Below are 24,492 nucleotides of genomic sequence, written 5' to 3' on the forward strand. Positions count from 1 at the left end.
CTGATCACCATGCCCGTGCGTATCAATCCCAGCATCCTGGCCGCAGACTTCGCTCACCTGGCGACGGAGCTCGACCGCATCTCGTCGGCAGACGCGGTGCACGTCGATGTGATGGACAACCATTTCGTGCCCAACCTGACGTTCGGCATCCCCGTGGTCGAGCGTCTTCTCCAGGTCACCGAGCTTCCCCTCGACATGCACCTGATGATCACCGATGTCGACCGCTGGGCTCCCACCTTCGCGGAGCTCGGCGTCTTCTCCGTCACCTTCCACGCGGAGGCCACCGACGAGCCCGTCGCGCTGGCGCGTCGCCTGCGGCAGATAGGGGCGCGTGCGGGTCTCGCGATCAAGCCGGGAACCCCTGTCGAGCCCTACCTCGACGTGCTCGCAGAGTTCGATCAACTCCTGGTCATGACGGTCGAACCGGGCTTCGGCGGCCAATCGTTCATGCCGGAGACGATGTCGAAGCTCGTCGCAGCGCGTGAGGTCGCCTCACGCAGCGGACTCGACGTGTGGCTGCAGGTCGACGGCGGCATCAACGAGCAGACCATCGAGGTGGCCGCCCGAGCGGGTGCCGACACCTTCGTCGCCGGGTCGAGCGTGTTCGGCGCAGCCGACGCGGGCGCGCAGGTTCAGCTGCTGCGCCAGAGGGCACTCGAGCACACCCACGTCGCCTAAACTGCAGAGGTGAAGACTTTCGATGAGCTGTTCTCCGAGCTGAGTGCCAAAGCGCTCGAGCGCCCAGACGGTTCCGGCACTGTTCGCGAGCTCGACGCCGGCGTTCACTTCATCGGCAAGAAGATCGTCGAAGAGGCCGCCGAGGTCTGGATGGCGGCGGAATACGAGTCCGACGACGAGATGGTGGCCGAGATCTCCCAGCTGCTCTACCACCTTCAGGTGCTCCTGATCGCCAAGGGGCTGACGCCGGCTGATGTCTACCGACATCTGTGAGCACGGCCGCATCCGTTCGTTCTCATAGCTGCCCAGACTGACGCGGGCTCTCGCCCGACAGTCGACAATTCGAAAGACTCTTATGCTCAAGATCGCGGTGCCCAACAAGGGCTCCCTGTCCGAAACCGCCGTTCAGATGCTTGCCGAGTCGGGGTACCAGACCCGACGTGACACGCGTGAGTTGCACCTCGTCGACGAGCGGAACGGAGTGGAGTTCTTCTATCTCCGCCCCCGCGACATCGCCACCTACGTCGGAAGCGGTGCTCTCGACATCGGCATCACGGGGCGCGATCTGCTGCTCGATTCCGAATCTCCCGCGAAAGAGATCGCCTCGTTGCAGTTCGGTGAGTCGACGTTCCGCTTCGCGGGTCCGGATGGCGGCTTCGCCGGCGTGTCCGAACTCGAGGGCCGGCGCGTCGCGACCAGCTACCCCGGACTCGTCAAGGCGTTCCTGGCTCAGCACTCCGTTTCAGCAACGCTCGTGCGCCTCGACGGCGCGGTCGAGTCGGCCGTGCGCCTGGGTGTGGCCGACGCCGTCGCCGACGTCGTGTCCACCGGGTCGACTCTCAAGAAGGCCGGGCTCACCATCTTCGGCCCTGTGATCCTCGAATCGTCCGCCGTCGTCATCTCGTCGGGCATCGACAAGCCCGGTGCCGACACCCTCCTGCGTCGACTTCAGGGCGTGCTGGTCGCCCGTCAGTACGTGCTGATGGACTACGACGTGCCGCTCGCGAAGCTCGACGCCGCAGCGGCGATCACGCCGGGCCTCGAGTCACCCACCATCTCGCCACTACGCGACCCCGAGTGGGTCGCCGTGCGGTCGATGGTGCCGCTGGCCGACACCAATCAGGTGATGGACGCGCTGTACGACGTCGGTGCGCGCGCGATTCTCGTCAGCCCCATCCACGCCGCTCGGATCTGATCGTGAGCGTCGCCATCCGGGTGATTCCCTGTCTCGATGTGGCCGCCGGTCGCGTGGTGAAGGGCGTCAAATTCGAGAACCTCCGTGACGCGGGCGATCCCGTCGAACTCGCGCGTATCTATGCCGAGCAGGGGGCCGACGAGTTGACCTTCCTCGACGTGACCGCGACAGTCGACGATCGCTCGACGACCTACGACGTCGTGCAGAAGACCGCGGAGCAGGTCTTCATTCCGCTGACCGTCGGTGGGGGAGTCCGTTCGACCGACGACGTAGCCAGACTCCTCGCATCGGGAGCCGACAAGATCGGGGTGAACAGCGCTGCCATCGCACGGCCGGAGCTGATCGACGAGATCGCCAACAGGTTCGGCGCGCAGGTGATCGTGTTGTCGCTCGACATCAAGCGCAGCGACAGCGTGCCATCCGGTTTCGTGGTGACAACGCACGGCGGTCGGCGCGAGACGACGCTCGACGCCCTCGACTGGGCCGCCGAGGCCATCAGACGTGGAGCGGGAGAACTTCTGGTCAACTCGATCGATGCAGACGGAACGAAGGACGGCTTCGACCTGGAACTCATCGGGGTGATGCGCTCGATCAGTCGCGTGCCCGTGGTCGCATCGGGTGGGGCCGGTCGTCTCGAGCATTTCCCTGAGGCCATCCGCGCAGGCGCCGATGCGGTGCTCGCCGCAAGCGTCTTTCACAACAGAGAATTGACCATCGGCCAGGTCAAAGACGAACTGAGACACGACGGGGCGTTGATCCGATGACACAGACAGCAGACGACATCGAGGCCGTGCTTACCCGAGCGAACTTCGCCGCGGACGGCCTTCTGCCAGCGATCATCCAGCAGTGGGACACGAAGGACGTTCTTATGCTGGGGTACATGAATTCCGAAGCCCTGCGCCGCACCCTCACCGAGGGCCGCGTCACGTTCTGGTCTCGCTCACGCCAGGAGTACTGGAGAAAGGGCGATACCTCCGGCCACGCGCAGTATGTGCGTGGGGCGGCCCTCGACTGCGACGACGATACTCTGCTGGTGCAGGTGGAGCAGATAGGGGCGGCCTGCCACACGGGAGCGAGGGCGTGCTTCGACGTCGATCCGCTCGATCCCGTCATCGGGTCGGCCGGAGAATCGGCATGATCGGCGGGCGCGTCGCGTCGACCACGCGGCAGGAGTTCGACGACCTTCTGGGCAGCCACCGAGTGCTTCCCGTGCTTCGAACCCTCTTCGCCGACGGAGAGACCCCTGTGGGCGTCTATCGCAAGCTCGCCCGCGGCCGTGCAGGCTCGTTCTTGCTCGAGTCCGCCGGCCAGGGTGGAGTCTGGTCGCGGTTCTCGTTCATCGGGGTGTCGAGCTACGGTGTGCTCACCAGCGACGCAGAACGCGCCGTGTGGGTCGACCTCGGGCTCTCGGAATCCGACGCCTTCCCCGACGGGCTGCCCGAGCAGCCCCTCGCAGCTCTCTCGGCCCTCTTCCACACCTGGCAGACGCCGATGATCCCGGGACATCCGCCGCTCACAGGCGGACTCGTGGGCTTCATCGGATGGGAGACCATCCGACAGATCGAGCACCTTCCCCACCGCCCGCCGGCAGACTATTCGGTACCGAGCCAGGCCATGGGGTTCGTACGCGACCTCGTGGCGATCGACCATCTGACGGGTACAGTGCAGTTGATCTCAGCGGTGCTGGCAGACCCTCGCGGCGACGCCGACGCTCAGTGGCGCGACGCGCAGGAGCGACTCGACGCCATGCAGGCCGAGCTGGCGAAACCCACCGAGACGAGGCTCGACGACGCCGACTTCGACACGGTCGGGCAGCCTGTCGCGCGCACCGAACGGAGCGATTTCCTCGACGCCATCGAGCGGGCCAAGGTGCACATCCGCGACGGTGACGTGTTCCAAGTGGTCATCTCGCAGCGCTTCGATCTCGAGACCTCGGCGGAGCCGATCGATGTCTATCGCGTGCTACGCACGCTCAACCCCAGCCCATATCTCTATCTCCTGGCTCTCGAGCGCCCCGACGGAACGCCGTACACGATCGTCGGCTCCAGCCCCGAGGCGTTGGTCAAGGTCGACAACGGCCGGGCCTTCACTCATCCCATCGCGGGTTCGCGTCCCCGTGGCACGACAGTGGAACACGACATTGAGCTGGAACACGAGCTCCTCGGCGACGAGAAAGAGAAGTCGGAGCACCTCATGCTCGTCGACCTGGCCCGCAACGACCTGCTCAAGGTCTGCGTGCCTGGAACTGTCGAGGTGACCGAGTTCATGCGCATTGAGCGCTTCAGCCACATCATGCACATCGTCTCGTCGGTCGAGGGAGCGATCCGGCCGGGGGTCACCGCGATCGACGTCTTCAGCGCGACGTTCCCTGCGGGAACGCTCTCGGGCGCGCCCAAACCTCGGGCGCTCCAGATCATCGACGACCTCGAACCCGCTCAGCGCGGCGTGTACGGGGGAGTGGTCGGCTACTTCGGCTTCGCTGGCGACGCAGATCTCGCCATCGCCATCCGCACGGCCACGATCGAGTCCGGTGTCGCGCATGTGCAGGCGGGCGGAGGACTGGTGGCAGACTCCGACCCGGATTCCGAGTTCCTCGAGTCGCAGAACAAGGCGGCGGCTCCTCTGCGCGCGGTCGCCATAGCGAATGCCATGCGGCGGATCGTATGACGACCTCCGGCACGGCGGCGGCCTCGCCTCAGAAACAGGGATCGGCCAGGCTCAAGGGTCTGATGATCCTCGGCGTACTCGCGGTGAGCGGGCTCGTGTTCCTCGCCTGGTCACAATCGTGGGGATCGCTCAGCGTCACGTCTGACGGCGGTTCGAGCCGCATCCTCGACGTGCCCGGAGCGACCGCGGCGCCCGCTCTGGCCGCGCTCGGCCTCGCCGGGCTCGCCAGCGCGGCGGCCCTGGCCATCGCCGGTCCCGTCATCCGCATCGTGCTCGGAGTTCTCCAGGTTCTGCTCGGCGCCAGCATCGTGCTCTCAGGCACAGGGCCGCTCATCGATCCGGTGTCGGCGGGCTCGCCGGTCGTCACGGCCGCCACCGGCGTGGCCGGAACCGAGTCGATCCGCACGATCGCGCGCAGCGAGGCCGTCACAGCATGGCCTGTCGTCGCCATCCTCTTGGGTGCTCTTCTCGCACTTCTCGGCGTGGCCGTCGCGGTCACGACGACCCGCTGGCCCGTTTCGGGGCGCAGGTACCAGGCCGTCCGCTTCGCCTCCGAAGACGGACGCGTTCTAGAAGCAGACGAGTTGCTCGATCTCGATGGCTCCGCTGGCAGCGCGGATGCACCGTCGCCCGACGCCGACGAGAGTCCGGATGACGCGGCTGTTCGCCGAAAGGCCGCATCCGTCGACAACTGGGACAGTCTGAGCCGCGGAACAGACCCCACCGCGTAGCGCTCGGGCACAGGAACGCGCATTCCTTTCGACTACTATTGACCCCGAACAAGAGGAGTTCCATGAGCAACGTTTCTGAAGAACCTGGACACGGTCACTCGCCGGCCGCCTGGACCGCCGTGATCGTGATGCTGATCGCATTCAGCATCGGCACCGTCGCCTTTTTCTTCGACGTGCAGTGGCTCGTCTGGGCGTCAGCGGGTCTTCTCGTCGTGGGAGCGATCCTGGGCAAGGTGCTCGCCGTCGCGGGTTTCGGAGCCTACAGCCCGCGCTACGCCGGTAAAGGACACTAGAGGGTGCTCGAACAGCTCCTCGCCGGCGCGATCGAGGATGCGGAGACACGACAGCAGAGCGTGAGCCTGGCGTCCGTCGAAGCTGCCGCTCTGTCTGCCCCCGCGCCCCTCGACGCACTCGCTTTTCTCGCTCCATCCGAGCGCGTCAAAGTGATTGCCGAGATCAAGCGTTCCAGCCCGTCCAAGGGTGCCCTCGCCGACATCGTCGATCCCCAGGCTCTCGCCCGTGAATACGAGGCGGGCGGTGCGAGTGCCGTCAGCGTGCTCACCGAGGGTCGACGTTTCGGGGGTTCACTCGACGACCTGCGCGCCGTACGCCAGGCGATCGACATCCCCGTTCTGCGCAAAGATTTCATCGGCCTCGAGTACCAGGTGTTCGAGGCTCGAGCAGCGGGCGCCGATCTCGTGCTGCTCATCGTCGCCGCCCTCGATCAGAAGACGCTCACGCGTCTGCACGCTCTGATCACCGAGCTGGGCATGACCGCGCTCGTCGAGACTCATTCGGCCGACGAACTCAGCCGTGCTGTCGACCTCGGCTCCCGGGTCATCGGCGTCAATGCGCGCAATCTCACCACATTCGAGCTCGACCCCGATCTGTTCGGCCGGCTGGCCGGCAGCATCCCCGAAGGCACGATCCGCATCGCGGAGTCAGCGGTGAAGACCGCCGCCGATGTAGCCCACTACCGCCGTTCTGGCGCAGACGTGGTGCTCATCGGGGAAGCCCTGGTGACCCACGGCAGCCCTCGCGAGACCCTCACAGAATTTCTGAGCGTGAACCCATGACGATCGACACCAGCCCCACCCACCTGCGCGACGAGACGGGTCCGTTCTTCGGCGAGTTCGGTGGGCGGTTCATGCCGGAGTCTCTCATCGCCGCTCTCGACGAGCTTTCCGCCGCGTACGACGAGGCGAAGGCAGACCCGGAGTTCCACCGCGAGCTCGCAGAGTTGCACCGCACCTACACCGGACGTCCTTCCATCATCACCGAAGTGCCTCGTTTCGCCGAGCACGCCGGGGGCGCCCGCATTCTGTTGAAGCGCGAAGACCTGAACCACACCGGCTCGCACAAGATCTGCAACGTGCTCGGGCAGGCCCTGATCGCCAAGCGCATCGGCAAGACCCGGCTGATCGCCGAGACGGGCGCCGGGCAGCACGGAGTCGCGACAGCGACCGCCGCGGCCCTGTTCGGCATGGAGTGCGTCGTCTACATGGGCGAGGTCGACACCGAGCGGCAGGCGTTGAACGTCGCCCGCATGCGCCTCCTCGGAGCGGAGGTCATTCCGGTGACCACGGGCACACGCACTCTGAAAGACGCGCTCAACGAGGCTTTCCGCGATTGGGTCGCCAACGTCGAGAACACCCACTACCTGCTGGGCACCGTCGCCGGTCCCCACCCTTTCCCGGTGATGGTGCGCGATTTCGTCAAGATCATCGGCGAAGAGGCACGGCAGCAGGTCATCGACATGACCGGCGCTCTGCCGGATGCCGTCGTGGCCTGCGTGGGCGGCGGCTCGAATGCCATAGGCATCTTCCACGCGTTCCTCGACGATCCCGATGTCGCACTGCACGGCTTCGAGGCCGGCGGCGACGGTGTCGACACGCTGCGTCACGCTGCCAGCATCACCATGGGTCGCCCCGGAGTGCTGCACGGCTCGCGTAGCATCATGCTGCAAGACGAAGACGGCCAGACCGTCGACTCGCACTCCATCTCGGCCGGCCTCGACTACCCGGGGGTGGGACCGGAACACGCGTGGCTCGCATCCATCGGTCGAGCCACGTACACACCGGTGACCGACGCAGCCGCTATGCAGGCATTCAGGCTGCTCTGCCAGACCGAGGGCATCATTCCCGCCATCGAGTCGGCTCACGCCCTCGCCGGTGCCATCGAACTCGGGCGCACGTTGGGCGAGAAGGCCACCATCCTCATCAACCTGTCGGGTCGCGGCGATAAAGACGTCGAGACGGCGGGCGCCTACTTCGGGGTTCTGGATGCGGGGGCCGGTGCATGACCGCCGCCAGCGTCATCGAGTCTCCCGTCGCATCCGCCATCGAGGCCAGCCGCCTGTCGCGGGCCGGAGCCCTCATCGGTTACCTTCCCGTCGGATTCCCCTCTCTCGATGAGAGCATCGACGCGGCCGTGGCCCTGGTCGAGAACGGCGTCGACGTTCTCGAACTCGGCATCCCGTACTCCGACCCGGTCATGGACGGCCCGGTGATCCAGAAGGCGACCCAGGCATCCCTCGACGCGGGCTTCCGACTTCGTGACGCCTTCACGGCCGTCGAGAAGATCAGGGCTCGGGTCGACGCGCCCGTTCTGCTCATGACCTACTGGAACCCCGTCGTGCAGTACGGCGTCGCGCGCTTCGCCGACGATCTCCGCTCCGCCGGGGGAGCTGGGCTGATCACGCCCGATCTGACGGTCGACTCCGGGGCCGACTGGCTTGTCGAGAGCGATCGGACAGGTCTCGACCGAGTCTTCCTCGCTGCCCCCACATCGACCGAGGAGCGCCTGCGACTCGCAGTCGAGAACAGCCGCGGATTCGTCTACACCGTCTCGACGATGGGAACGACGGGCGCCCGCGCTGAGCTTGGACTGGCTGCAGAGAAACTCGTCGGACGTCTGCGCTCCGTCGGATCGACCAGCGCCTGCGTCGGCATCGGCGTCTCGACAGCCGATCAGATCGCCGAGATCCTCAGCTATGCCGACGGCGCCATCGTCGGATCGGCACTCGTCCGTGCGCTGGCAGAAGACGGTGTCGACGGAGTCGCCCGTCTCGCCGCGCAGCTGGCCACCGGCACCGGTCGCTGAGCGACACTCCCGCCGTCCTACAATAAGCATCAGCCCCTCTTACGTCTGATCTCCCGCTTCGGCGAGCGAACAGGCGCCCGCATGAGCACAACACGATGAAAGGTCGAAACCGTTGGTCTTCGCCCCCACCAGCATCCCCAGCCCCTCCTGGCAGGGCTTCAGTATCGACATCAGTGGTTTCACCGGTTGGCTGCACAGCCTCGGTCTGCCTCAGTACGCGAGCACGCTTGAGATTCGTGCCTACGCGCTCTGCATCCTCGCGGGAATCGTGCTCGCCACCGTGTTGACCTCGCGTCGTCTCACCGCGCGCGGTGCCGAGCCGGGCGTTGTGCTCGACATCATCCTGTGGGCGATCCCCTTCGGCATCATCGGGGCTCGCGCCTACCATGTGCTCACGCACCCGGGCGACTACTTCGGCGAGGGCATCGAGTGGTGGAAGGTCTTCGCTGTGTGGGAAGGCGGCATCGCCATCTTCGGCTCCCTCATCGGAGGCGCCGTCGGCGCCTACATCGGTTGCCGCCTGAGCGGCATCCGATTCTGGACCTTCGCCGACGCCCTCGCGCCCGGCATGCTGCTCGCGCAGGCCGCCGGACGGTTCGGAAACTACTTCAACCACGAACTCTTCGGCACCCCCACCGATCTGCCGTGGGGCCTCGAGATCCCGGCACCGAATGCCGCGATTCCGGTCGGGCTCGCCGACGGCACACTGTTCCAGCCGACCTTCCTCTACGAGGTCATCTGGAACCTGGCGGGCGTCGCCGTCATCCTGCTGCTCGAGCGCAAGCTCCGCCTGCAGTGGGGCAAGGCCTTCGGCGTCTACCTCATCTGGTACGGCATCGGTCGAACGATGTTCGAGACGATGCGCGTCGATCCGAGCGAGATCTTCTTCGGCGTGCGCACCAACGTCTGGGGTGCGCTCTTCGCGATCCTGGTCGGCCTCCTCATCATTCTCATCCAGCGCCGCGAGCACCCCGGTGCCGAGCCCGGACCGTACCGGCCGGGCGCAGAATGGGTGCCCGCGGGCGCTGGGGTAGAATCGAGCGATACTTACTCGGATGACGAGCTCAGGGGCGATGGAGCCACCGATTCTCCCGAGAAAGAATCCGTCGCATCAGACGCCACAAGCGTCGTCGGTGCGAAATCCTCGAACTGAACACGACCGTCGCGCAACTCGCGTCCTCAGCTTCCGACCACCCCGACAGCCGACTCGACCCGACAGGGCATCACGGCATTTCCCTCTTGGGCCAGCGGCGTCCCAGATCCTTAAGCAATCACGTAGAGGACGGCACTTCCTTGTCCCAGCAGCCACGGTCCGAGCAGCCCCCGCAGTCCCGTTTCAGTTCCGTTCCCGCCGCGCAGGGGTTGTATGACCCCGCCGCGGAGAAAGACGCCTGTGGCCTGGCCATGGTCGCCACCCTGCGAGGCACCGCAGGGCACGACATCATCGACACCGCCCTCGGCGCGCTTCGCAATCTCGAACACCGCGGGGCCATCGGCTCCGACGCTGGAACGGGTGACGGAGCGGGAATCCTCACGCAGATTCCCGACGAGTTCCTCCGTGCCGTCGGCCCGGCCGAGCTTCCCCCGGTAGGCCACTACGCGGTCGGCAACGCATTCCTTCCGACGGACTCGTCCGAACGCGACACGATCGTGTCGCGCATCGCCGAGATCGCCGACTCCGAAGGTCTGCGCATCCTGGGTTGGCGCGAGGTCCCGATCAGACCCGACGAGCTGGGGCGTCTCGCCCGTGCCGCGATGCCGGCGATCTGGCAGCTCTTCGTCACCAGCGTCAACCACGACGCCGAGGGCGCTCCGCTCAACGGGCTCGCCCTCGACCGGCTGACCTACCGCCTGCGCAAGCGCGCGGAACGTGAGCTCGAGGTGTACTTCATGTCGCTCTCGTCGCGCACCCTGACGTACAAGGGCATGGTCACGACGCTGCAGCTCGAGCCGTTCTACCCCGACCTGTCCGACGAGCGCTTCGCCTCGAAGCTCGCACTCGTGCACTCCCGCTACTCCACGAACACCTTCCCGTCGTGGCCCCTGGCTCAGCCCCTGCGCATGATGGCCCACAACGGCGAGATCAACACCGTGCAGGGCAACCGTAACTGGATGCGCGCGCGCCAGTCCCAGCTCGAGTCCGAGGTCATGGGCGACCTGACCCCGCTTCTGCCGATCGTCACGCCCGGGGCGAGCGACTCCGCGTCGTTCGACGAGGTCGTCGAGCTGCTGACACTCGCCGGTCGATCCCTGCCCCACGCCATCATGATGATGGTTCCGGAGGCGTGGGAGAACCAGGCCGACTTCGACCCCGAGCACAAGGCGTTCTACGAGTACCACTCGATGTTGATGGAGCCGTGGGACGGTCCGGCCGCTCTCGTCTTCACCGACGGCGATCTCGTCGGAGCGACCCTCGACCGCAACGGACTCCGTCCCGGACGGTACCTCGTGACCGACGACGACCTCGTGGTGCTCGCCAGCGAGATCGGAGTCATCGACGTCGATCCCGCCAGAGTCGTGCGCAAGGGACGTCTTCGCCCCGGCAACATGTTCCTCGTCGACACCGACGCCGGCCGCATCATCGAGGACGACGAGATCAAGGACTCGCTCGCAGCGACGGGGCCCTATGCCGAGTGGCTCGACGCGGGCCGCATCAACCTCCGCGACCTTCCCGAGCGCGAGCACATCGTGCACACGCCCGCGTCTGTGACGCGCCGTCAGCGCACCTTCGGCTACACGGAAGAGGAGATCCGAATCCTCCTCATGCCGATGGCCAAGAACGGCGCTGAGCCGCTGGGAGCCATGGGCTCGGACACGCCCATCGCCGTGCTCAGCGAACGACCGCGCCTGCTGTTCGACTACTTCACGCAGCAGTTCGCGCAGGTGACCAACCCGCCGCTCGACTCGATCAGAGAAGAGGTGGTCACCTCGATGCGCCTCGGCCTCGGCCCGGAGCGCAACCTCCTGACGGCCACGGCCGAGCACACCCGCCAGGTCATCCTCGACTTCCCTGTGATCGACAACGACGAGCTGGCGAAGATCCAGCACATCGATCCGCATTCCGGAAGCCGTATCACGACGACGATCCGCGGCCTCTACAGGGTCGAGGACGGGCCTCTGGCCATGCAGGAGCGCATTGCAGAGATGTGCCACGAAGCAGATCAGGCGATCGACGACGGCGCCTCGTTCATCGTGCTCTCCGACAGGGACTCGAACAAAGACCTGGCTCCCGTTCCGTCGCTGCTGATGCTCTCGGCGGTGCATCACCACCTCATCCGCCAGGAGACCCGCATGAAGGTCGGCCTGATCGTCGAGGCCGGAGACGTCCGCGAGGTGCACCATGTCGCGCTTCTCATCGGGTACGGCGCCTCGGCCGTGAACCCGTACCTCGCCATGGAGACCTGCGAGAACCTCGTGCGGAGTGGTCGTCTGACCGGTCTGACCCCGGAGAAGGCGGTCAAGAACGTGATCAAGGCGCTCGGCAAGGGCGTTCTCAAGATCATGTCCAAGATGGGCATCTCTACGGTGTCGAGCTACGCGGGAGCGCAGGCGTTCGAGGCCGTCGGCCTCGGAACCGACTTCGTACGCGAGTACTTCACCGGCACCACGACCAAGCTGGGCGGAATCGGAATCGACGTCGTCGCATCCGAGAGCGCCTCGAGGCACCGCGCCGCGTACCCCGAAGACGAGGCGGCCTCGGCTCACGAGCCGCTCGCGACGGGCGGCGAGTACCAGTGGCGCCGCGAGGGACCACCGCACCTGTTCAACCCGGAAACGGTGTTCCGTCTGCAGCACTCGACGCGCAACCGCCGCTACGACATCTTCCGTGACTACACGCGGTTGATCGATGAGCAGGCCGAGAACCTCATGACCCTGCGCGGGCTCTTCAAGCTCCGCCACGGAGCCCGCCCGCCTGTGCCCCTCGACGAGGTCGAGCCGATCGAATCGATCGTCAAACGATTCTCGACGGGCGCGATGAGCTATGGCTCCATCTCCCAAGAGGCGCACGAGACCCTCGCCATCGCTATGAACTCCATCGGCGCGAAGTCGAACACGGGCGAGGGCGGCGAAGACACCGACCGCCTCCTCGACCCGCGGCGCAGAAGCGCGATCAAGCAGGTCGCATCCGGCCGTTTCGGCGTCACGAGCATGTACCTGACGCACGCCACTGATATCCAGCTCAAGATGGCGCAGGGCGCGAAGCCCGGCGAGGGCGGACAGCTTCCTCCCACCAAGGTCTACCCCTGGGTCGCACGCACCCGCCACGCGACGGCCGGTGTCGGACTCATCTCACCGCCTCCGCACCACGACATCTACTCGATCGAAGACCTCAAGCAGCTGATCTTCGACGTCAAGCGAGCGAACCCTTTGGCTCGCGTGCACGTCAAGCTGGTCAGCCAATCGGGCATCGGCGCGGTCGCCGCGGGCGTGACGAAGGCACTGGCCGACGTCGTGCTCGTCTCCGGCCACGACGGGGGAACGGGCGCGAGCCCGCTGAACTCGCTGAAGCACGCGGGAACCCCGTGGGAGATCGGCCTCGCCGAGACGCAGCAGACGCTGATGCTCAACGGTATGCGTGACCGAGTCGTCGTTCAGGTCGACGGCCAGATGAAGACCGGCCGCGACGTAATCATCGGCGCTCTGCTCGGCGCAGAGGAGTACGGCTTCGCGACGGCGCCGCTCGTCGTCGAGGGCTGCATCCTCATGCGGGTCTGCCACCTCGACACGTGTCCGGTCGGCGTCGCGACGCAGAACCCCGAGCTCCGCGCGCGCTTCACCGGAAAGCCGGAGTTCGTGGTGAACTTCTTCGAGTTCCTGGCTCAGGAGGTGCGCGAGTACCTCGCCGAGCTCGGCTTCCGCTCCCTCGAGGAGGCGATCGGACACCATGAGTTGATCGACATGAACGGTGCGATTGAGCACTGGAAGGCCGACGGCCTCGACCTGAGTCCGATCCTCGTCGGACCCGACTTCGCCGACGACGAACCGCGCTCGAACCGCAGACAACAAGACCACGAGCTCGAGAAGCACTTCGACAACCGGTTGATCCGCGAGGCGCAGTCGGCCCTGGAGTTCGGCGAGCCTGTAGCTATCACGCTTCCGATCCGCAACACCGAGCGCGCCGTGGGAACGATGCTGGGCAACCAGGTCACCCTCCGGCACGGCGAGGCCGGGCTTCCCGAGGGAACCATCCAGGTCACCCTGCTCGGCTCGGCCGGCCAGTCCTTCGGTGCTTTCCTCCCGTCGGGGATCACACTCCGACTCGAGGGCGACTCGAACGACTACGTCGGCAAGGGTCTCTCGGGCGGACAGATCATCGTTCGCCCCGATCGCCGCAGCCAGTTCGCAGCCGAAGAGAATGTGATCGCCGGAAACGTGATCGGCTACGGCGCGACGCGCGGCAGCATGTTCATCCGCGGCATCGTGGGCGAGCGCTTCCTCGTGCGCAACTCCGGCGCGACAGCCGTGGTCGAGGGCGTGGGAGATCACGCGCTCGAATACATGACCGGTGGTCTGGCCCTGATCCTCGGGTCGACCGGTCGCAACCTCGGTGCTGGCATGTCCGGTGGAACCGCCTACATTCACCGCCTGCGCACCGAGAGCGTGAACCGCGACTCGATCGCGAGCGGCGAGCTGAAGCTGCTTCCTCTGGGAAGCGCCGATGCCGAGATCGTGCGCGATCTTCTCACCCGCCATGAACTCGAGACAGGATCGACGCTCGCCGCGGCGATGCTGGCCGATTTCGACACGACCGTGACGGAGTTCGTCAAGGTTCTTCCCCGCGACTACGCCGCGGTGCTGGAGACCAGGCAGACGGCCGTCGATGAAGGACTCGACCCCGATGGCGACATCGTCTGGGGACGTATTTTGGAGGTAACCGGTGGCTGATCCCAAGGGATTCCTGAAGGTTCAGGAACGTGAGCTGCCCAAGAGACGACCGGTCTCGGTCCGACTCATGGACTGGAAAGAGGTCTACGAGCAGGGTGATCCGTCCGAGCTTCGTCGCCAGGCCGGCCGCTGCATGGACTGCGGCATCCCTTTCTGCCACCAGGGCTGCCCTCTGGGCAACCTGATTCCAGAGTGGAACGACCTGATGTTCCGTGGCGAAGGCCGACAGGCGATCGAACGCCTCCACGCCACGAACAACTTCCCGGAATTCACCGGTCGACTCTGCCCGGCGCCCTGCGAGAGTTCCTGCGTTCTCGGCATCAACCAGCCTGCCGTCACCATCAAGCAGGTCGAGGTCTCGATCATCGATCAGGCATTCGCGAACGGATGGGTGCAGCCGCACCCACCGGAGCGGCTCAGCGGCAAGACCGTCGCCGTCGTCGGATCCGGTCCTGCCGGTCTCGCAGCCGCGCAGCAGCTGACCCGAGCGGGCCACACCGTCGCGGTATACGAGCGCGACGACCGCATAGGCGGTCTGCTGCGCTACGGCATCCCCGACTTCAAGATGGAGAAGAAGCAGCTCGAACAGCGGTTGAACCAGATGCTGGCCGAGGGCACACGCTTCCGCGCCGGAATCACCATCGGTGTCGACATCTCATGGGCCGACCTGCGAGCCCGCTACGACGCGGTCATCGTCTGCACCGGCGCGACCGTTCCCCGTGATCTTCCGATCCCGGGCCGCGACCTCTCCGGCGTGCACTTCGCCATGGACTACCTGGTTCAGCAGAACAAGCTCGGCGCGGGCGACACGATCGCCGATCAGATCACGGCAGAAGACAAGCACGTCGTCGTTCTCGGCGGCGGTGACACCGGAGCCGACTGCATCGGCACTGCTCACCGACAGGGTGCGCGCTCCGTGACCAACCTGGCAATCGGGGCCCAGCCCCCGAGCGAGCGTCGCCCCGACCAGCCGTGGCCGACATTCCCCACCCTGTTCGAGGTCTCCAGCGCACACGAAGAGGGCGGCGAGCGGCAGTTCCTCGCCACGACCGTCGAGTTCCTGTCGAACGAATCCGGAGAGGTCCGCGCGATCCGCGTTGCCGAGACCGAATTCGTCGACGGCCGACGTGTGCCGAAGGCGGGCACGGAGCGCGAGATCCCGGCAGACCTCGTACTTCTGGCCCTCGGATTCACGGGTGCGGAGCACACCGACCTCACCAGTCAGCTCGGTGCCCAGTTCGATGATCGTGGTACCGTCGGCCGCGCCGGCGACTACCAGACGAGTGTGCCCGGCGTCTTCGCGGCGGGCGATGCTGGTCGAGGTCAGTCGCTCATCGTCTGGGCGATTGCTGAGGGACGTGCTGCGGCTTCGGCCGTAGACGAGTACCTTGAAGGTGCCACTGAACTCCCGTTCCCCGTCAAGCCCACCGATCGTTCGATCTCGATCTAGCGTTCCACCCCCGTTCCATCCTTCCTTCATCCGATTCAGCCACTATCCCGATTGCGTCCTACATGGCGCAGAGAACACGGAGTACCACTACACGATGAGACGCGCAAAAATCGTCGCCACCCTCGGCCCGGCAACCTCCAGCTACGAAGACATCCGGGCGATCATCGACGCGGGCGTCGACGTCTGCCGCATGAACCTGAGCCACGGCACCTATGACGTGCACGAGGGCATCTACGCCACCGTGCGCAAGGCCGCGGCCGACTCCGGTCGCGCCGTCGCCGTACTCGTCGACCTGCAGGGTCCCAAGATCCGCCTGGGAAAGTTCGAAGGCGGCCCGTACTACCTCAGCGAAGGTGACATCTTCACCATCACGATCGACGATGTGCTGGGAACGAAAGAACTCTCCGGCACGACGTTCAAGGGCCTGCCGCAAGACGTGAAGCCGGGAGACTTCCTGCTGATCGACGACGGCAAGGTCAAGGTCGAGGTCGTCGAATCAGACGACCGCACCGTCACCACCAAGGTCATCGTCGCGGGCAACGTGTCGAACAACAAGGGAATCAACCTCCCGGGCGTCGCAGTCAACGTGCCAGCTCTGTCTGCAAAAGACGAGGCCGACCTGCGTTGGGGCCTGAAGCTCGGAGCCGACCTGATCGCCCTGTCATTCGTGCGCGACGCGAAAGACGTCGAGCGCGTGCACGAGATCATGGCCGAAGAGAATCGCCGTGTTCCCGTCATCGCCAAGATCGAGAAGCCGCAGGCCGTCGACAACCTCGAAGAGATCATCGACGCGTTCGACAGCATCATGGTCGCTCGCGGAGACCTGGGTGTCGAGCTTCCGCTCGAAGCTGTGCCTATCGTGCAGAAGCGTGCCATCGAGCTCTCGCGTCGCATGGCGAAGCCGGTCATCGTGGCCACGCAGATGCTCGAGTCGATGATCTCCAGCCCGATCCCCACCCGCGCCGAGACCTCTGACGTCGCGAACGCTGTGCTCGATGGCGCAGACGCGGTGATGCTCAGCGGCGAGACGAGTGTCGGCGAGTACCCCGTCATCACCGTGCAGACCATGGCCCGCATCGTCGAGTCCACCGAGGTCCACGGGCTCGACCGCATTCCTGCGCTCGGCACGAAGCCGCGCACCCAGGGCGGCGCTGTCACGCTGGCCGCCGAAGAGGTCGCCAACTTCGTCGAGGCGAAGTTCGTGGTCGTCTTCACCGAGTCGGGCGACTCCGTGCGTCGTATGTCGCGTCTACGCTCGAAGATCCCGATGATCGGTCTCACTCCCGAAGAGGGCATCCGCAACCGCATGGCCCTCACCTGGGGCGTCGAGTCCTACCTCACCGAGCGTGTCAAGCACACCGACCAGCTCATGGTGCAGGTCGACGAGGTGCTACTCAGCAAGGAGTTGGCAGAGGTCGGCGACAAGGTCGTCGTCATCTGCGGTTCCCCTCCCGGAAAGTCGGGCACGACGAACGATATGCGCATCCATGTCGTCGGGTCGGCCCACAGCCCCTCGAAGTCCGAGGTCGTCTAGAGCTGACGGCCCCGCTTCACCGAAACGCCCCCTCCCGATTCGTCGGGAGGGGGCGTTTCGGATGTTCGGGCCATACACCTCGACCTTGCTTCTGGCAATGGTCGGCCTCAGCTCTGTCGCCCATCATCTACCCGGCATAAAGTCGGCACATGACAGACACATCGAACGACGAAGTTCACGGCGGAGCAACTCCGTCTAACGCATCTACGGGCCCCGAAGGCAAGACCATCGGCGACTGGACGGATCTCGGTCGAGAGATGTGGTCGTATCTCACGGGCCGCGGCGCCGCGGTCAATTACAGCTTCGTCGACATGGTCGTCGAAGTGCCACGAGATATCGGACCTGATGCTCCGAGAGCAACCTGGAAGTTCAACGGCACGCTGCGAATCACGACCAGCGACGACCAGGCGCCCGGCTCAGACCCGCTCCGCCCCTGACGATCATGGCAGCATCGATCCGTTTCGACATCGACCTGACGTTCGAGCTCGCCGACGGCGAGGACAACGCCATCGAAGGCTCGATCACAGCTTCCGGATCCACCATCGAGATTCTCGTATCCCGCCCAGAAGCATTCGTCGACCGCACGCGGGCCTCGCTCGCGCGCATCCGGGATCTTGCCGGCGGCCTTGCACGACGGGGCGTGACCATTCGGCTGTCAGGACCTGCGGGCATGGTGGGGGAGCTGGGCGCCGTGAAGACCTCGGTCGCACAGCGGGTCGCCTCGGGGTCCCCGCATATCCGCCTGGGAAAGACGAGCGTCGTCGCGTCGCTGATGACGCGCCGCACCGACACTGCGACCCGCATCGCCTTTCCTCCATCGACGCTGCTGCCTCTGTTGCCGACATTCGACCGACGCGCCCGGTTCCGTCCGACCACGACCCACGCCGCACCAGGATCGGGACGACCACGATTGATCTTCGTGATCGGTTCCGAGAACTGGGACGGCTCACCACCACGCGAGTTCGAGCTCATCGACGGCGTGACGGTCATCGGTTCAGGACCGTCCGCCGATCTGCGCCTAGAAGGTCTCGACCCAGTTCACGCCACGATCACGCACACAGACGACGACGAGTACACGCTGCGTCTCAACTCCGAGACGGAGGGCGACATCCCTCTTCTCGATCGGGATTCCCCGCGTCGTCCTCTCGCTCGCGTACTCCGCACGGGTGCGCGCATCGAACTCGGCGCCTGGCGGCTGGGGTACTTCCGAGCCGAGTTCGCCGATCACGGGCGACCGTTCGGTGGCAGGATGGGCGGAGAACTCTCCCGGCAGAAGCCGCAGCCGCCTCGACCGGGCGCACGACACGACGGGGGAGCAGAACAGTAACAGTAGTGTGCTGACGAGTGAGGCGACCGAGGTGGAGATCGATCCGATTCCCGCCTACGGCACGCCAGACGGCGACCCTGTCGATGAGTCGGTACCGGTCTACGGAACGCCGACGTCTCCTGTTCCTCCGTCTACGGATCGCCCGCCTCTCATTCGTCGAGAGACTCTCGCCGAGAAGATCCGCAGGGCCACCGGCGGGGCCGTGCGGCTGCTGGGCCGGAGGACCCGCACCGACGATCTCGACTGGAGCGCCTACCCGGGCCTGACCGCTGGCGATTCTGCAGACGTGCTCGCCGGCATCCGGCTCGACGATGTGCTCGCGCGCACCGACGAGGTGCTGTCGCGCGTGCGAGGCGCACTCGAGGCGGAGTTCCGGGTGCACTGGTGGGCGAACACGGATGTCGAGGCTCTCGAGCTGAGGTGGAACGCCTGGGGAGGCGAGAGTCTGCTCCGCGATGCGAGATCCGCCACGTGGCGAACGACCTCGGGTCTCACCAGCATCGAAGACCGCTACCTCGCCGCCCGGATCGTGGCGCTTGCCCTGAACCACCAGGGATTCGCCGAGGAGGCACTAGAGCGGCACGACGACGAATGGGTGATGACCGCCCGCAGCGCCGAGCCGCCCGAGTCCCTTCTCGAACTGCATATCGGATTCAGCGAGTTCGAACTGTCGATGACGACCCGGGCAGTCCTAGCCTTCGAGGATGAGCCCGAGTTTCGTCGACGCGCGCAGCTCTTCACACACGGCGATCGATAACAAAGAGTGGCCCAGGCGAAAAGCCTGGGCCACTCTCAGATGGGCTGGAAATGCTCAGCTCATGCTCGCTGCGGGTGTTAACCCTGACGCGACTTGAACCGGGGGTTGAGCTTGTTGATCACGAGCGTTCGCCCGTTACGCCTGACAATCTGCGAACCCTGCATCTTCTTCATCGAACCCAGTGAATTGCGTACCTTCATACTGAACTCCTTCCCTTTGGCAGGTATAACGCTCGCAGTAGATCGTTATTCCCGGAGGGAGGAGCCGCACGCGTGTCACGGCAGAACATGCTGATGAAAAGTACCGGTGGTGGGACTCGAACCCACAAGCCCTCACGGACAGCGCATTTTGAGTGCGCCGCGTCTGCCATTCCGCCACACCGGCTCGTTCACGTGCTTCGATCAGAATACCGTAGGCTTGCAGGGTGTCAGACCAAGAATCCACCCCCGTCGCGCCCCGTCGCGTAGTCGTTGCAGAAGACGAATCGCTGATCCGTCTCGATATCGTCGAGATCCTCCGTGACAACGGTTTCGAGGTCGTCGGTGAAGCAGGGGACGGCGAGACTGCCGTCGCACTCGCCACCGAGCTGCGCCCCGACCTGGTGATCATGGACGTCAAGATGCCCCAGCTCGATGGCATCTCGGCCGCCGAGCGTCTCAGCAAGGGCCACATCGCGCCCGTCGTGCTCCTCACCGCGTTCAGCCAGAAAGAGCTGGTCGAGCGCGCGACAGAGGCCGGAGCACTCGCCTACGTCGTCAAGCCGTTCACGCCGAGCGATCTTCTGCCCGCCATCGAGATCGCCCTGTCGCGTTACGCGCAGATCATCACCCTCGAGGCAGAGGTCGCCGACCTGGTCGAGCGTTTCGAGACCCGTAAGCTCGTCGACCGTGCCAAAGGCCTGCTCAACGAGAAGATGGGCCTGACCGAGCCAGAGGCCTTCCGATGGATCCAGAAGGCGTCGATGGATCGTCGCCTCACCATGCACGATGTCGCGCTGGCGATCATCGAGCAGCTCAGCGCCAAGAAGTAGAGCCGGCCCTGTCGTCCAACGGTTCGGCGTTCCGTCGACGCGCTCAAGGCTCTGTCGAACCCGAGCGGCCGATCAGGCGGGCGACTCTGAAGCTCAAGCACGAGGTGCTGCCCGCGAACGCGGCATTGTTCTCCCATGACATCGTGTCGGTGGCGCGCTCCGTCAGCGGCGTCGAGCTCGACTATTCGGTCGCCAGCCTCGAGCAGGTCGATGGCCTGATCAGCGGCTTCCGGGCCCAGGGTGTCACCGAGGAGCGGTTCGCCGAAACGCTCTTCGGCTTCGGCTGCTACGTCGGCGAGGTCATGGTCCGGCACGCCGGCGGCAAATGGACGACCAGCGCCGGAACAGCCCTCGAGGCCTACGCGAGCTTCCCGCTGCTCGTCTCGCTGCCTCCGCAGAACCTCAGCAACCCCATCGGCAAGGTCTTCAAGGCCTTCCGCAACGCGGAGTCCGACAGCGTTGCTCAGTTCTATCGGGCGATGACCACGAACTGATTCAGTTCTTCTTGTCGATGATCATGTTCGTGATGCGGATCGTCGAGCAGCGTCGACCCTGATCGTCATCGATCGCGATCTCGTGGGTCGTCAGCGTGCGTCCTAAATGGATGGGCGTGCAGACGGCGGTCACCAGGCCGCTGCGAGCCGATCGCGTGTGCGAGGCGTTGATCTCGATACCGACTGCGAGTCTGTCGGGACCGGCGTGCAGGTTCGCCGACATCGAACCGAGGGACTCGCCGAGAACGACGTAGGCACCCCCGTGAAGCAGATTCGCCGGCTGCCTGTTGCCCTCGACCGGCATGGTGGCGACGGCCCGTTCGAGTGTGAATTCCACGAACTCGATGCCCATCTTCTCTGCCAGCTCGCCCGCACCCCTGTCGCGAATCCAGCCCAGCGCATCCACAGTGTTTTCGGTCATCGTCGCCTTCGGATGCTGGGGCCCGGCCGCTGTCGGAGGTGACTTGTAGGCTGGGGGTCGTGTCGGATTCAGAAAAGCCTACCCTCCTCGTCATCGACGGCCATTCACTCGCGTTCAGGGCGTTCTACGCCCTTCCCGTCGACAGTTTCCAGACTCGCGACGGGCAGCACACGAACGCGATCCACGGTTTCATCGCCATGCTCATCAACCTTCTGAAGGCAGAGAAGCCGACCCACATCGCGGTGGCGTTCGACATCTCCCGGCATTCGTTCCGCACCCGCGAGTACCCCGAATACAAGGGCACCAGGGGCGAGACTCCGCCAGAGTTCAAGGGCCAGATCCCTCTGCTCGAAGAGGCTCTGCACGCCATGAACATCACGACGGTCTCGAAAGAAGACTACGAAGCCGACGACATCCTGGCCACGCTCGCGCGCCAGGGCGAAGAGCAGGGATACCGCGTCTTCGTCGTCTCAGGCGACCGCGACAGCATCCAGCTCATCCGCCCCGACGTCACCCTGCTCTACCCCTCCGCCATGGGCGTGTCACAGCTCACGCGCTACGACGCCGAGAAGGTCTTCGACAAGTACGGCGTGCAGCCGCACCAATACCCCGAGATCGCCGCTCTCGTGGGCGAGACGAGCGACAACCTGATCGGAGTCGACAAGGTCGGTCCGAAGACGGCCGCCAAGTGGATCAACCTATACGGCAGTCTCGACGCGATCATCGAGCGCAGAGACGAGATCAAGGGCGTCGTCGGCGACAAGTTGCGCGAGCAATACGAGAACGCCGTGCGCAATCGAAAGCTCAATCACCTGCTCACCGACGTCGAGCTGCCGGTCGGTCCGTCAGATCTCGAGCGCAAGCCCATCGACGAGCAGGCTCTGCGCGAGGTGTTCGGCCGACTCGAGTTCCGCACGCTCCTCGATCGTGTGCTCAAGCTCGACGGTCAGGGTGCGGCTCCGGATGCGTCGGCCGCGCAGGGCTCCGCGGGCCCGGATTCGGTTCCCTCCACCATCACGGCGCCGACTCCGGCGACGGTACTCGACGAAGAACTCGAGCTCTGGCTCTCGCGAGCTCAGAAGAACAATCCTGAAGGCCTCGCCCTTGCGGTCGAAGAGCAGGGCGGCGTGCCCATCGGCCTCGGCATCGCATCGGCCACCGAAAGCCTGTTCGCGCCGTGGAGCGCGGGCAGCCTCGACTACTCGGCGCTCGAGACGTGGCTGGCGAGCGATTCGCCGAAGATCATGCACGGAGCGAAAGAGCAGATCAAGACTCTCCGTCGCGCCGGCCTCTCCGTGTCCGGGCTGCGCTTCGACACGACACTTGCCGCCTGGCTGGTGCGTCCCGACTCGTCGGCAGATCGATCGCTCGCCGAACTCGTCGACCGAACCCTCGCCGAAGTGCTGCCGACCCCCGACCCCAATCAGCTCGTCCCCGACGACGATTCAGATGTCGGCCCTGCAACGCAGGCGTGGTACATCGCCCGCGTCGCGGCCGCCCAGACGTCGTCGCTCGACGAGCGAACGCTGCGGGTGCTCGGCGACATCGAGATCCCCACGCTGATGGCACTTGTCGATATGGAACTCATCGGCATCACGGTGAGCCACGAGGAGCTCGCGCAGCTGTCGTCGGAGCTGGCCTCCACCGCTACTGATCTCGCCACCGACGCCTACGAGATCATCGGCGGTGAGATCAATCTCGGCTCACCGAAGCAGATCCAAGAGGTGCTCTTCGATCGACTCTCGATGCCCAAGACGCGTGCCACCAAGACGGGCTACTCGACCGACGCTGGCGCCCTGGCCGATCTGCAGGCGTCCAGCCCGCATCCCTTCCTCGGCCTTCTTCTGCAGCACCGCGATGCCACGAAGCTCCGCCAGATCATCGAGACGGTCGATAAGGCCATCGCTCCCGACGGTCGGGTGCACACGCGCTACGTGCAGACGGGATCGAGCACCGGTCGCATCTCGTCGACCGACCCCAACCTGCAGAACATTCCCGTGCGCGCCGAAGAGGGCCGTCGCATCCGACACGCCTTTCAGGTGGGCGACGGCTTCGAGACCCTTCTCACCGCCGACTACTCGCAGATCGAGATGCGGATCATGGCCCATCTCTCCGGCGACGAGGGCCTGATCACCGCCTTCACCGAGGGCGAAGACCTGCACCGCTTCGTCGGCGCGCACGTCTTCGGCGTCGAGCCCAAAGATGTCACGCCGGCCATGCGCACCAAGGTGAAGGCCATGTCCTATGGCCTCGCCTACGGGCTGAGTGCCTTCGGTCTGTCGAAGCAGCTGCGCATCGAATCGAGCGAAGCCAAGAAGCTCATGTCCGACTACTTCGAGCGCTTCGGCGCCGTGCGCGACTTTCTGCGCAACGTGGTGCTGCAGGCCAAAGAAGACGGCTACACCGAGACGATCTTCGGCCGTCGTCGCCCATTCGCCAACCTCAACAGCGCCAACAGGGTGCTTCGAGACAACGATGAGCGGGCGGCACTGAACGCCCCGATTCAGGGCACCGCCGCCGACATCATCAAGATCGCCATGATCAATATCGCGAAAGACCTGAAAGAGCAGCAGCTCTCCTCGCGCATGCTGCTTCAGGTACACGACGAACTGGTCTTCGATGTGGCGCCCGGAGAGTGGCAGACGCTGTCCGAGATCGTGACCACGCGAATGAGCACAGCTGCCGAGCTGAGAGTTCCTCTAGAGGTGCAGGTCGGTCGCGGCGCGAACTGGAACGACGCCGCGCACTGATCGTCTGTAGCACTCAGACAATCTCGACACCATTCGGACACCTCCAGGACGCCAGCCCGACATCCGAGTCACAGAGAATGTCGAGGTGACAACGGCGGCGAGCATCGTATTCTCGTCTTTCACGTCGGCCGCAGACCCGATGCCTCGTGCGTGGTCACGGTTTCGCGATCGGCTGACCGCGCCGTCCGAGCGGCCCCTCGATCGTCTGGCCGATCCGCAGAACGGGCCGGTCTGCGTCTGGCGACTCCTGGCGAGCAACAATCGCGAACTCGGGCGAAGCGCCCTGATCTATCGCTCGTTCGACGATGCCCGTGCCGCCGTCTTCGACGCTCGGCTGACACGGCACGACATCGAGATCCGGTCGGTGCACGGACCAAACGCCGGCACCCACGGATGGTTCGCTCACGAAGTCGACGGGCCGCCCCTGATGACGTGTGGCCGATGGTACGGCGCACATGCCGCGAGCGTAG

General features: G+C 65.4%; 24 protein-coding genes and 1 tRNA gene. 21 read left to right on the top strand and 4 right to left on the bottom strand.

Annotated elements, in window-relative coordinates; translation table 11 throughout:
- Positions 1-9 precede the first annotated feature (9 nt).
- The 18 genes from rpe (at position 10) to B9Y86_RS11680 (ending at position 19,327) form a co-directional block, all read left to right on the top strand.
- Positions 10-678, top strand: a complete 669-nt coding sequence (gene rpe, locus B9Y86_RS11595) for a ribulose-phosphate 3-epimerase (protein WP_085486103.1) — start codon at positions 10-12, stop codon at positions 676-678.
- Positions 679-687: 9 nt separating this feature from the next.
- Positions 688-951 (top strand): phosphoribosyl-ATP diphosphatase, encoded by a 264-nt coding sequence (locus B9Y86_RS11600; RefSeq protein WP_055928791.1) that lies wholly within the window; start codon positions 688-690, stop codon positions 949-951.
- Between the two features lie 82 nt (positions 952-1,033).
- Complete coding sequence (gene hisG / locus B9Y86_RS11605; protein WP_085486105.1) at positions 1,034-1,873, top strand: ATP phosphoribosyltransferase; 840 nt, start codon at positions 1,034-1,036, stop codon at positions 1,871-1,873.
- Positions 1,874-1,875: 2 nt separating this feature from the next.
- Positions 1,876-2,637 (top strand): imidazole glycerol phosphate synthase subunit HisF, encoded by a 762-nt coding sequence (gene hisF, locus B9Y86_RS11610; protein WP_085486107.1) that lies wholly within the window; start codon positions 1,876-1,878, stop codon positions 2,635-2,637.
- Complete coding sequence (hisI, locus tag B9Y86_RS11615; RefSeq protein ID WP_085486109.1) at positions 2,634-3,011, top strand: phosphoribosyl-AMP cyclohydrolase; 378 nt, start codon at positions 2,634-2,636, stop codon at positions 3,009-3,011. The genes hisF and hisI overlap by 4 nt, the downstream gene beginning before the upstream one ends.
- Positions 3,008-4,540, top strand: coding sequence for an anthranilate synthase component I (locus tag B9Y86_RS11620; protein ID WP_085486111.1), 1,533 nt, complete (start codon positions 3,008-3,010; stop codon positions 4,538-4,540). Before hisI ends, B9Y86_RS11620 begins: the two co-directional genes overlap by 4 nt.
- A complete protein-coding gene (locus B9Y86_RS11625) occupies positions 4,537-5,271 on the top strand; it encodes a Trp biosynthesis-associated membrane protein (RefSeq protein WP_085486113.1) in 735 nt (244 codons plus the stop codon). Before B9Y86_RS11620 ends, B9Y86_RS11625 begins: the two co-directional genes overlap by 4 nt.
- Before the next feature lie 62 nt (positions 5,272-5,333).
- On the top strand, positions 5,334-5,564 hold the full coding sequence (locus B9Y86_RS11630; RefSeq protein ID WP_044438359.1) for a DUF6704 family protein: 231 nt from the start codon (positions 5,334-5,336) through the stop codon (positions 5,562-5,564).
- 3 nt (positions 5,565-5,567) lie between these two features.
- Complete coding sequence (gene trpC / locus B9Y86_RS11635) at positions 5,568-6,347, top strand: indole-3-glycerol phosphate synthase TrpC (RefSeq protein WP_085486115.1); 780 nt, start codon at positions 5,568-5,570, stop codon at positions 6,345-6,347.
- On the top strand, positions 6,344-7,573 hold the full coding sequence (gene trpB / locus B9Y86_RS11640; RefSeq protein WP_085486117.1) for a tryptophan synthase subunit beta: 1,230 nt from the start codon (positions 6,344-6,346) through the stop codon (positions 7,571-7,573). The genes trpC and trpB overlap by 4 nt, the downstream gene beginning before the upstream one ends.
- Positions 7,570-8,373, top strand: coding sequence for a tryptophan synthase subunit alpha (gene trpA / locus B9Y86_RS11645; RefSeq protein ID WP_085486119.1), 804 nt, complete (start codon positions 7,570-7,572; stop codon positions 8,371-8,373). The genes trpB and trpA overlap by 4 nt, the downstream gene beginning before the upstream one ends.
- Positions 8,374-8,485: 112 nt before the next feature.
- Positions 8,486-9,526 carry a prolipoprotein diacylglyceryl transferase gene (lgt, locus tag B9Y86_RS11650; protein WP_410371666.1) on the top strand — a complete coding sequence of 347 codons (1,041 nt, stop codon included), beginning with the start codon at positions 8,486-8,488 and terminating at the stop codon, positions 9,524-9,526.
- 140 nt (positions 9,527-9,666) lie between these two features.
- The gene (gltB, locus tag B9Y86_RS11655) at positions 9,667-14,259 is read left to right on the top strand and encodes a glutamate synthase large subunit (RefSeq protein WP_085486121.1); all 4,593 of its coding nucleotides are present in this window, start codon (positions 9,667-9,669) and stop codon (positions 14,257-14,259) included.
- A complete protein-coding gene (locus B9Y86_RS11660; protein ID WP_085486123.1) occupies positions 14,252-15,709 on the top strand; it encodes a glutamate synthase subunit beta in 1,458 nt (485 codons plus the stop codon). The genes gltB and B9Y86_RS11660 overlap by 8 nt, the downstream gene beginning before the upstream one ends.
- A gap of 94 nt (positions 15,710-15,803) precedes the next feature.
- Entirely contained in the window at positions 15,804-17,243 is a 1,440-nt protein-coding gene (pyk, locus tag B9Y86_RS11665; protein ID WP_085486125.1) for a pyruvate kinase, read from the top strand.
- 149 nt (positions 17,244-17,392) lie between these two features.
- Complete coding sequence (locus B9Y86_RS11670; RefSeq protein WP_085486127.1) at positions 17,393-17,680, top strand: hypothetical protein; 288 nt, start codon at positions 17,393-17,395, stop codon at positions 17,678-17,680.
- A gap of 5 nt (positions 17,681-17,685) precedes the next feature.
- The gene (locus B9Y86_RS11675; protein WP_085486129.1) at positions 17,686-18,570 is read left to right on the top strand and encodes an FHA domain-containing protein; all 885 of its coding nucleotides are present in this window, start codon (positions 17,686-17,688) and stop codon (positions 18,568-18,570) included.
- A 31-nt stretch (positions 18,571-18,601) separates the two neighbouring features.
- Positions 18,602-19,327: a hypothetical protein gene (locus tag B9Y86_RS11680; protein WP_139824867.1), complete on the top strand. Its 726-nt coding sequence runs from the start codon at positions 18,602-18,604 to the stop codon at positions 19,325-19,327.
- 77 nt (positions 19,328-19,404) lie between these two features.
- Here the strand turns inward: B9Y86_RS11680 and B9Y86_RS11685 are convergent, their stop codons facing one another.
- Positions 19,405-19,527: a ribosomal protein bL36 gene (locus B9Y86_RS11685; RefSeq protein WP_055928744.1), complete on the bottom strand. Its 123-nt coding sequence runs from the start codon at positions 19,525-19,527 to the stop codon at positions 19,405-19,407.
- Between the two features lie 101 nt (positions 19,528-19,628).
- A tRNA-Leu gene (locus B9Y86_RS11690) sits at positions 19,629-19,711 on the bottom strand.
- Positions 19,712-19,751: 40 nt separating this feature from the next.
- Between B9Y86_RS11690 and B9Y86_RS11695 the strand changes: the two genes are divergently transcribed.
- Entirely contained in the window at positions 19,752-20,357 is a 606-nt protein-coding gene (locus tag B9Y86_RS11695) for an ANTAR domain-containing response regulator (protein WP_055781364.1), read from the top strand.
- 143 nt (positions 20,358-20,500) lie between these two features.
- Positions 20,501-20,851 carry a hypothetical protein gene (locus tag B9Y86_RS11700; protein WP_139824868.1) on the top strand — a complete coding sequence of 117 codons (351 nt, stop codon included), beginning with the start codon at positions 20,501-20,503 and terminating at the stop codon, positions 20,849-20,851.
- Between the two features lies 1 nt (position 20,852).
- On the opposite strand, the gene B9Y86_RS11705 is transcribed toward B9Y86_RS11700, so the two are convergent.
- Positions 20,853-21,272: a PaaI family thioesterase gene (locus tag B9Y86_RS11705; protein ID WP_085486133.1), complete on the bottom strand. Its 420-nt coding sequence runs from the start codon at positions 21,270-21,272 to the stop codon at positions 20,853-20,855.
- A 59-nt stretch (positions 21,273-21,331) separates the two neighbouring features.
- Here B9Y86_RS11705 and polA point away from each other — a divergent pair, with 59 nt between their 5' ends.
- Positions 21,332-24,022 carry a DNA polymerase I gene (gene polA / locus B9Y86_RS11710; protein WP_085486135.1) on the top strand — a complete coding sequence of 897 codons (2,691 nt, stop codon included), beginning with the start codon at positions 21,332-21,334 and terminating at the stop codon, positions 24,020-24,022.
- A 154-nt stretch (positions 24,023-24,176) separates the two neighbouring features.
- On the opposite strand, the gene B9Y86_RS17350 is transcribed toward polA, so the two are convergent.
- Positions 24,177-24,479 carry a hypothetical protein gene (locus B9Y86_RS17350; protein WP_139824869.1) on the bottom strand — a complete coding sequence of 101 codons (303 nt, stop codon included), beginning with the start codon at positions 24,477-24,479 and terminating at the stop codon, positions 24,177-24,179.
- Between the last annotated feature and the right edge of the window lie 13 nt (positions 24,480-24,492).

Source organism: Agreia pratensis (assembly GCF_900177685.1).
Classification (GTDB): Bacteria; Actinomycetota; Actinomycetes; order Actinomycetales; family Microbacteriaceae; genus Agreia; species Agreia pratensis.

Bases quoted from the DNA above. Each gene is read 5' to 3' on its own strand.
- rpe (WP_085486103.1), top strand. From the start codon at position 10: ATGCCCGTGCGTATCAATCCCAGCATCCTGGCCGCAGACTTCGCTCAC.
- hisG (WP_085486105.1), top strand. From the start codon at position 1,034: ATGCTCAAGATCGCGGTGCCCAACAAGGGCTCCCTGTCCGAAACCGCC.
- hisI (WP_085486109.1), top strand. From the start codon at position 2,634: ATGACACAGACAGCAGACGACATCGAGGCCGTGCTTACCCGAGCGAAC.
- B9Y86_RS11620 (WP_085486111.1), top strand. From the start codon at position 3,008: ATGATCGGCGGGCGCGTCGCGTCGACCACGCGGCAGGAGTTCGACGAC.
- B9Y86_RS11625 (WP_085486113.1), top strand. From the start codon at position 4,537: ATGACGACCTCCGGCACGGCGGCGGCCTCGCCTCAGAAACAGGGATCG.
- B9Y86_RS11630 (WP_044438359.1), top strand. From the start codon at position 5,334: ATGAGCAACGTTTCTGAAGAACCTGGACACGGTCACTCGCCGGCCGCC.
- trpB (WP_085486117.1), top strand. From the start codon at position 6,344: ATGACGATCGACACCAGCCCCACCCACCTGCGCGACGAGACGGGTCCG.
- trpA (WP_085486119.1), top strand. From the start codon at position 7,570: ATGACCGCCGCCAGCGTCATCGAGTCTCCCGTCGCATCCGCCATCGAG.
- pyk (WP_085486125.1), top strand. From the start codon at position 15,804: ATGAGACGCGCAAAAATCGTCGCCACCCTCGGCCCGGCAACCTCCAGC.
- B9Y86_RS11670 (WP_085486127.1), top strand. From the start codon at position 17,393: ATGACAGACACATCGAACGACGAAGTTCACGGCGGAGCAACTCCGTCT.
- B9Y86_RS11675 (WP_085486129.1), top strand. From the start codon at position 17,686: ATGGCAGCATCGATCCGTTTCGACATCGACCTGACGTTCGAGCTCGCC.
- B9Y86_RS11685 (WP_055928744.1), bottom strand. From the start codon at position 19,527: ATGAAGGTACGCAATTCACTGGGTTCGATGAAGAAGATGCAGGGTTCG.
- B9Y86_RS11705 (WP_085486133.1), bottom strand. From the start codon at position 21,272: ATGACCGAAAACACTGTGGATGCGCTGGGCTGGATTCGCGACAGGGGT.
- B9Y86_RS17350 (WP_139824869.1), bottom strand. From the start codon at position 24,479: ATGTGCGCCGTACCATCGGCCACACGTCATCAGGGGCGGCCCGTCGAC.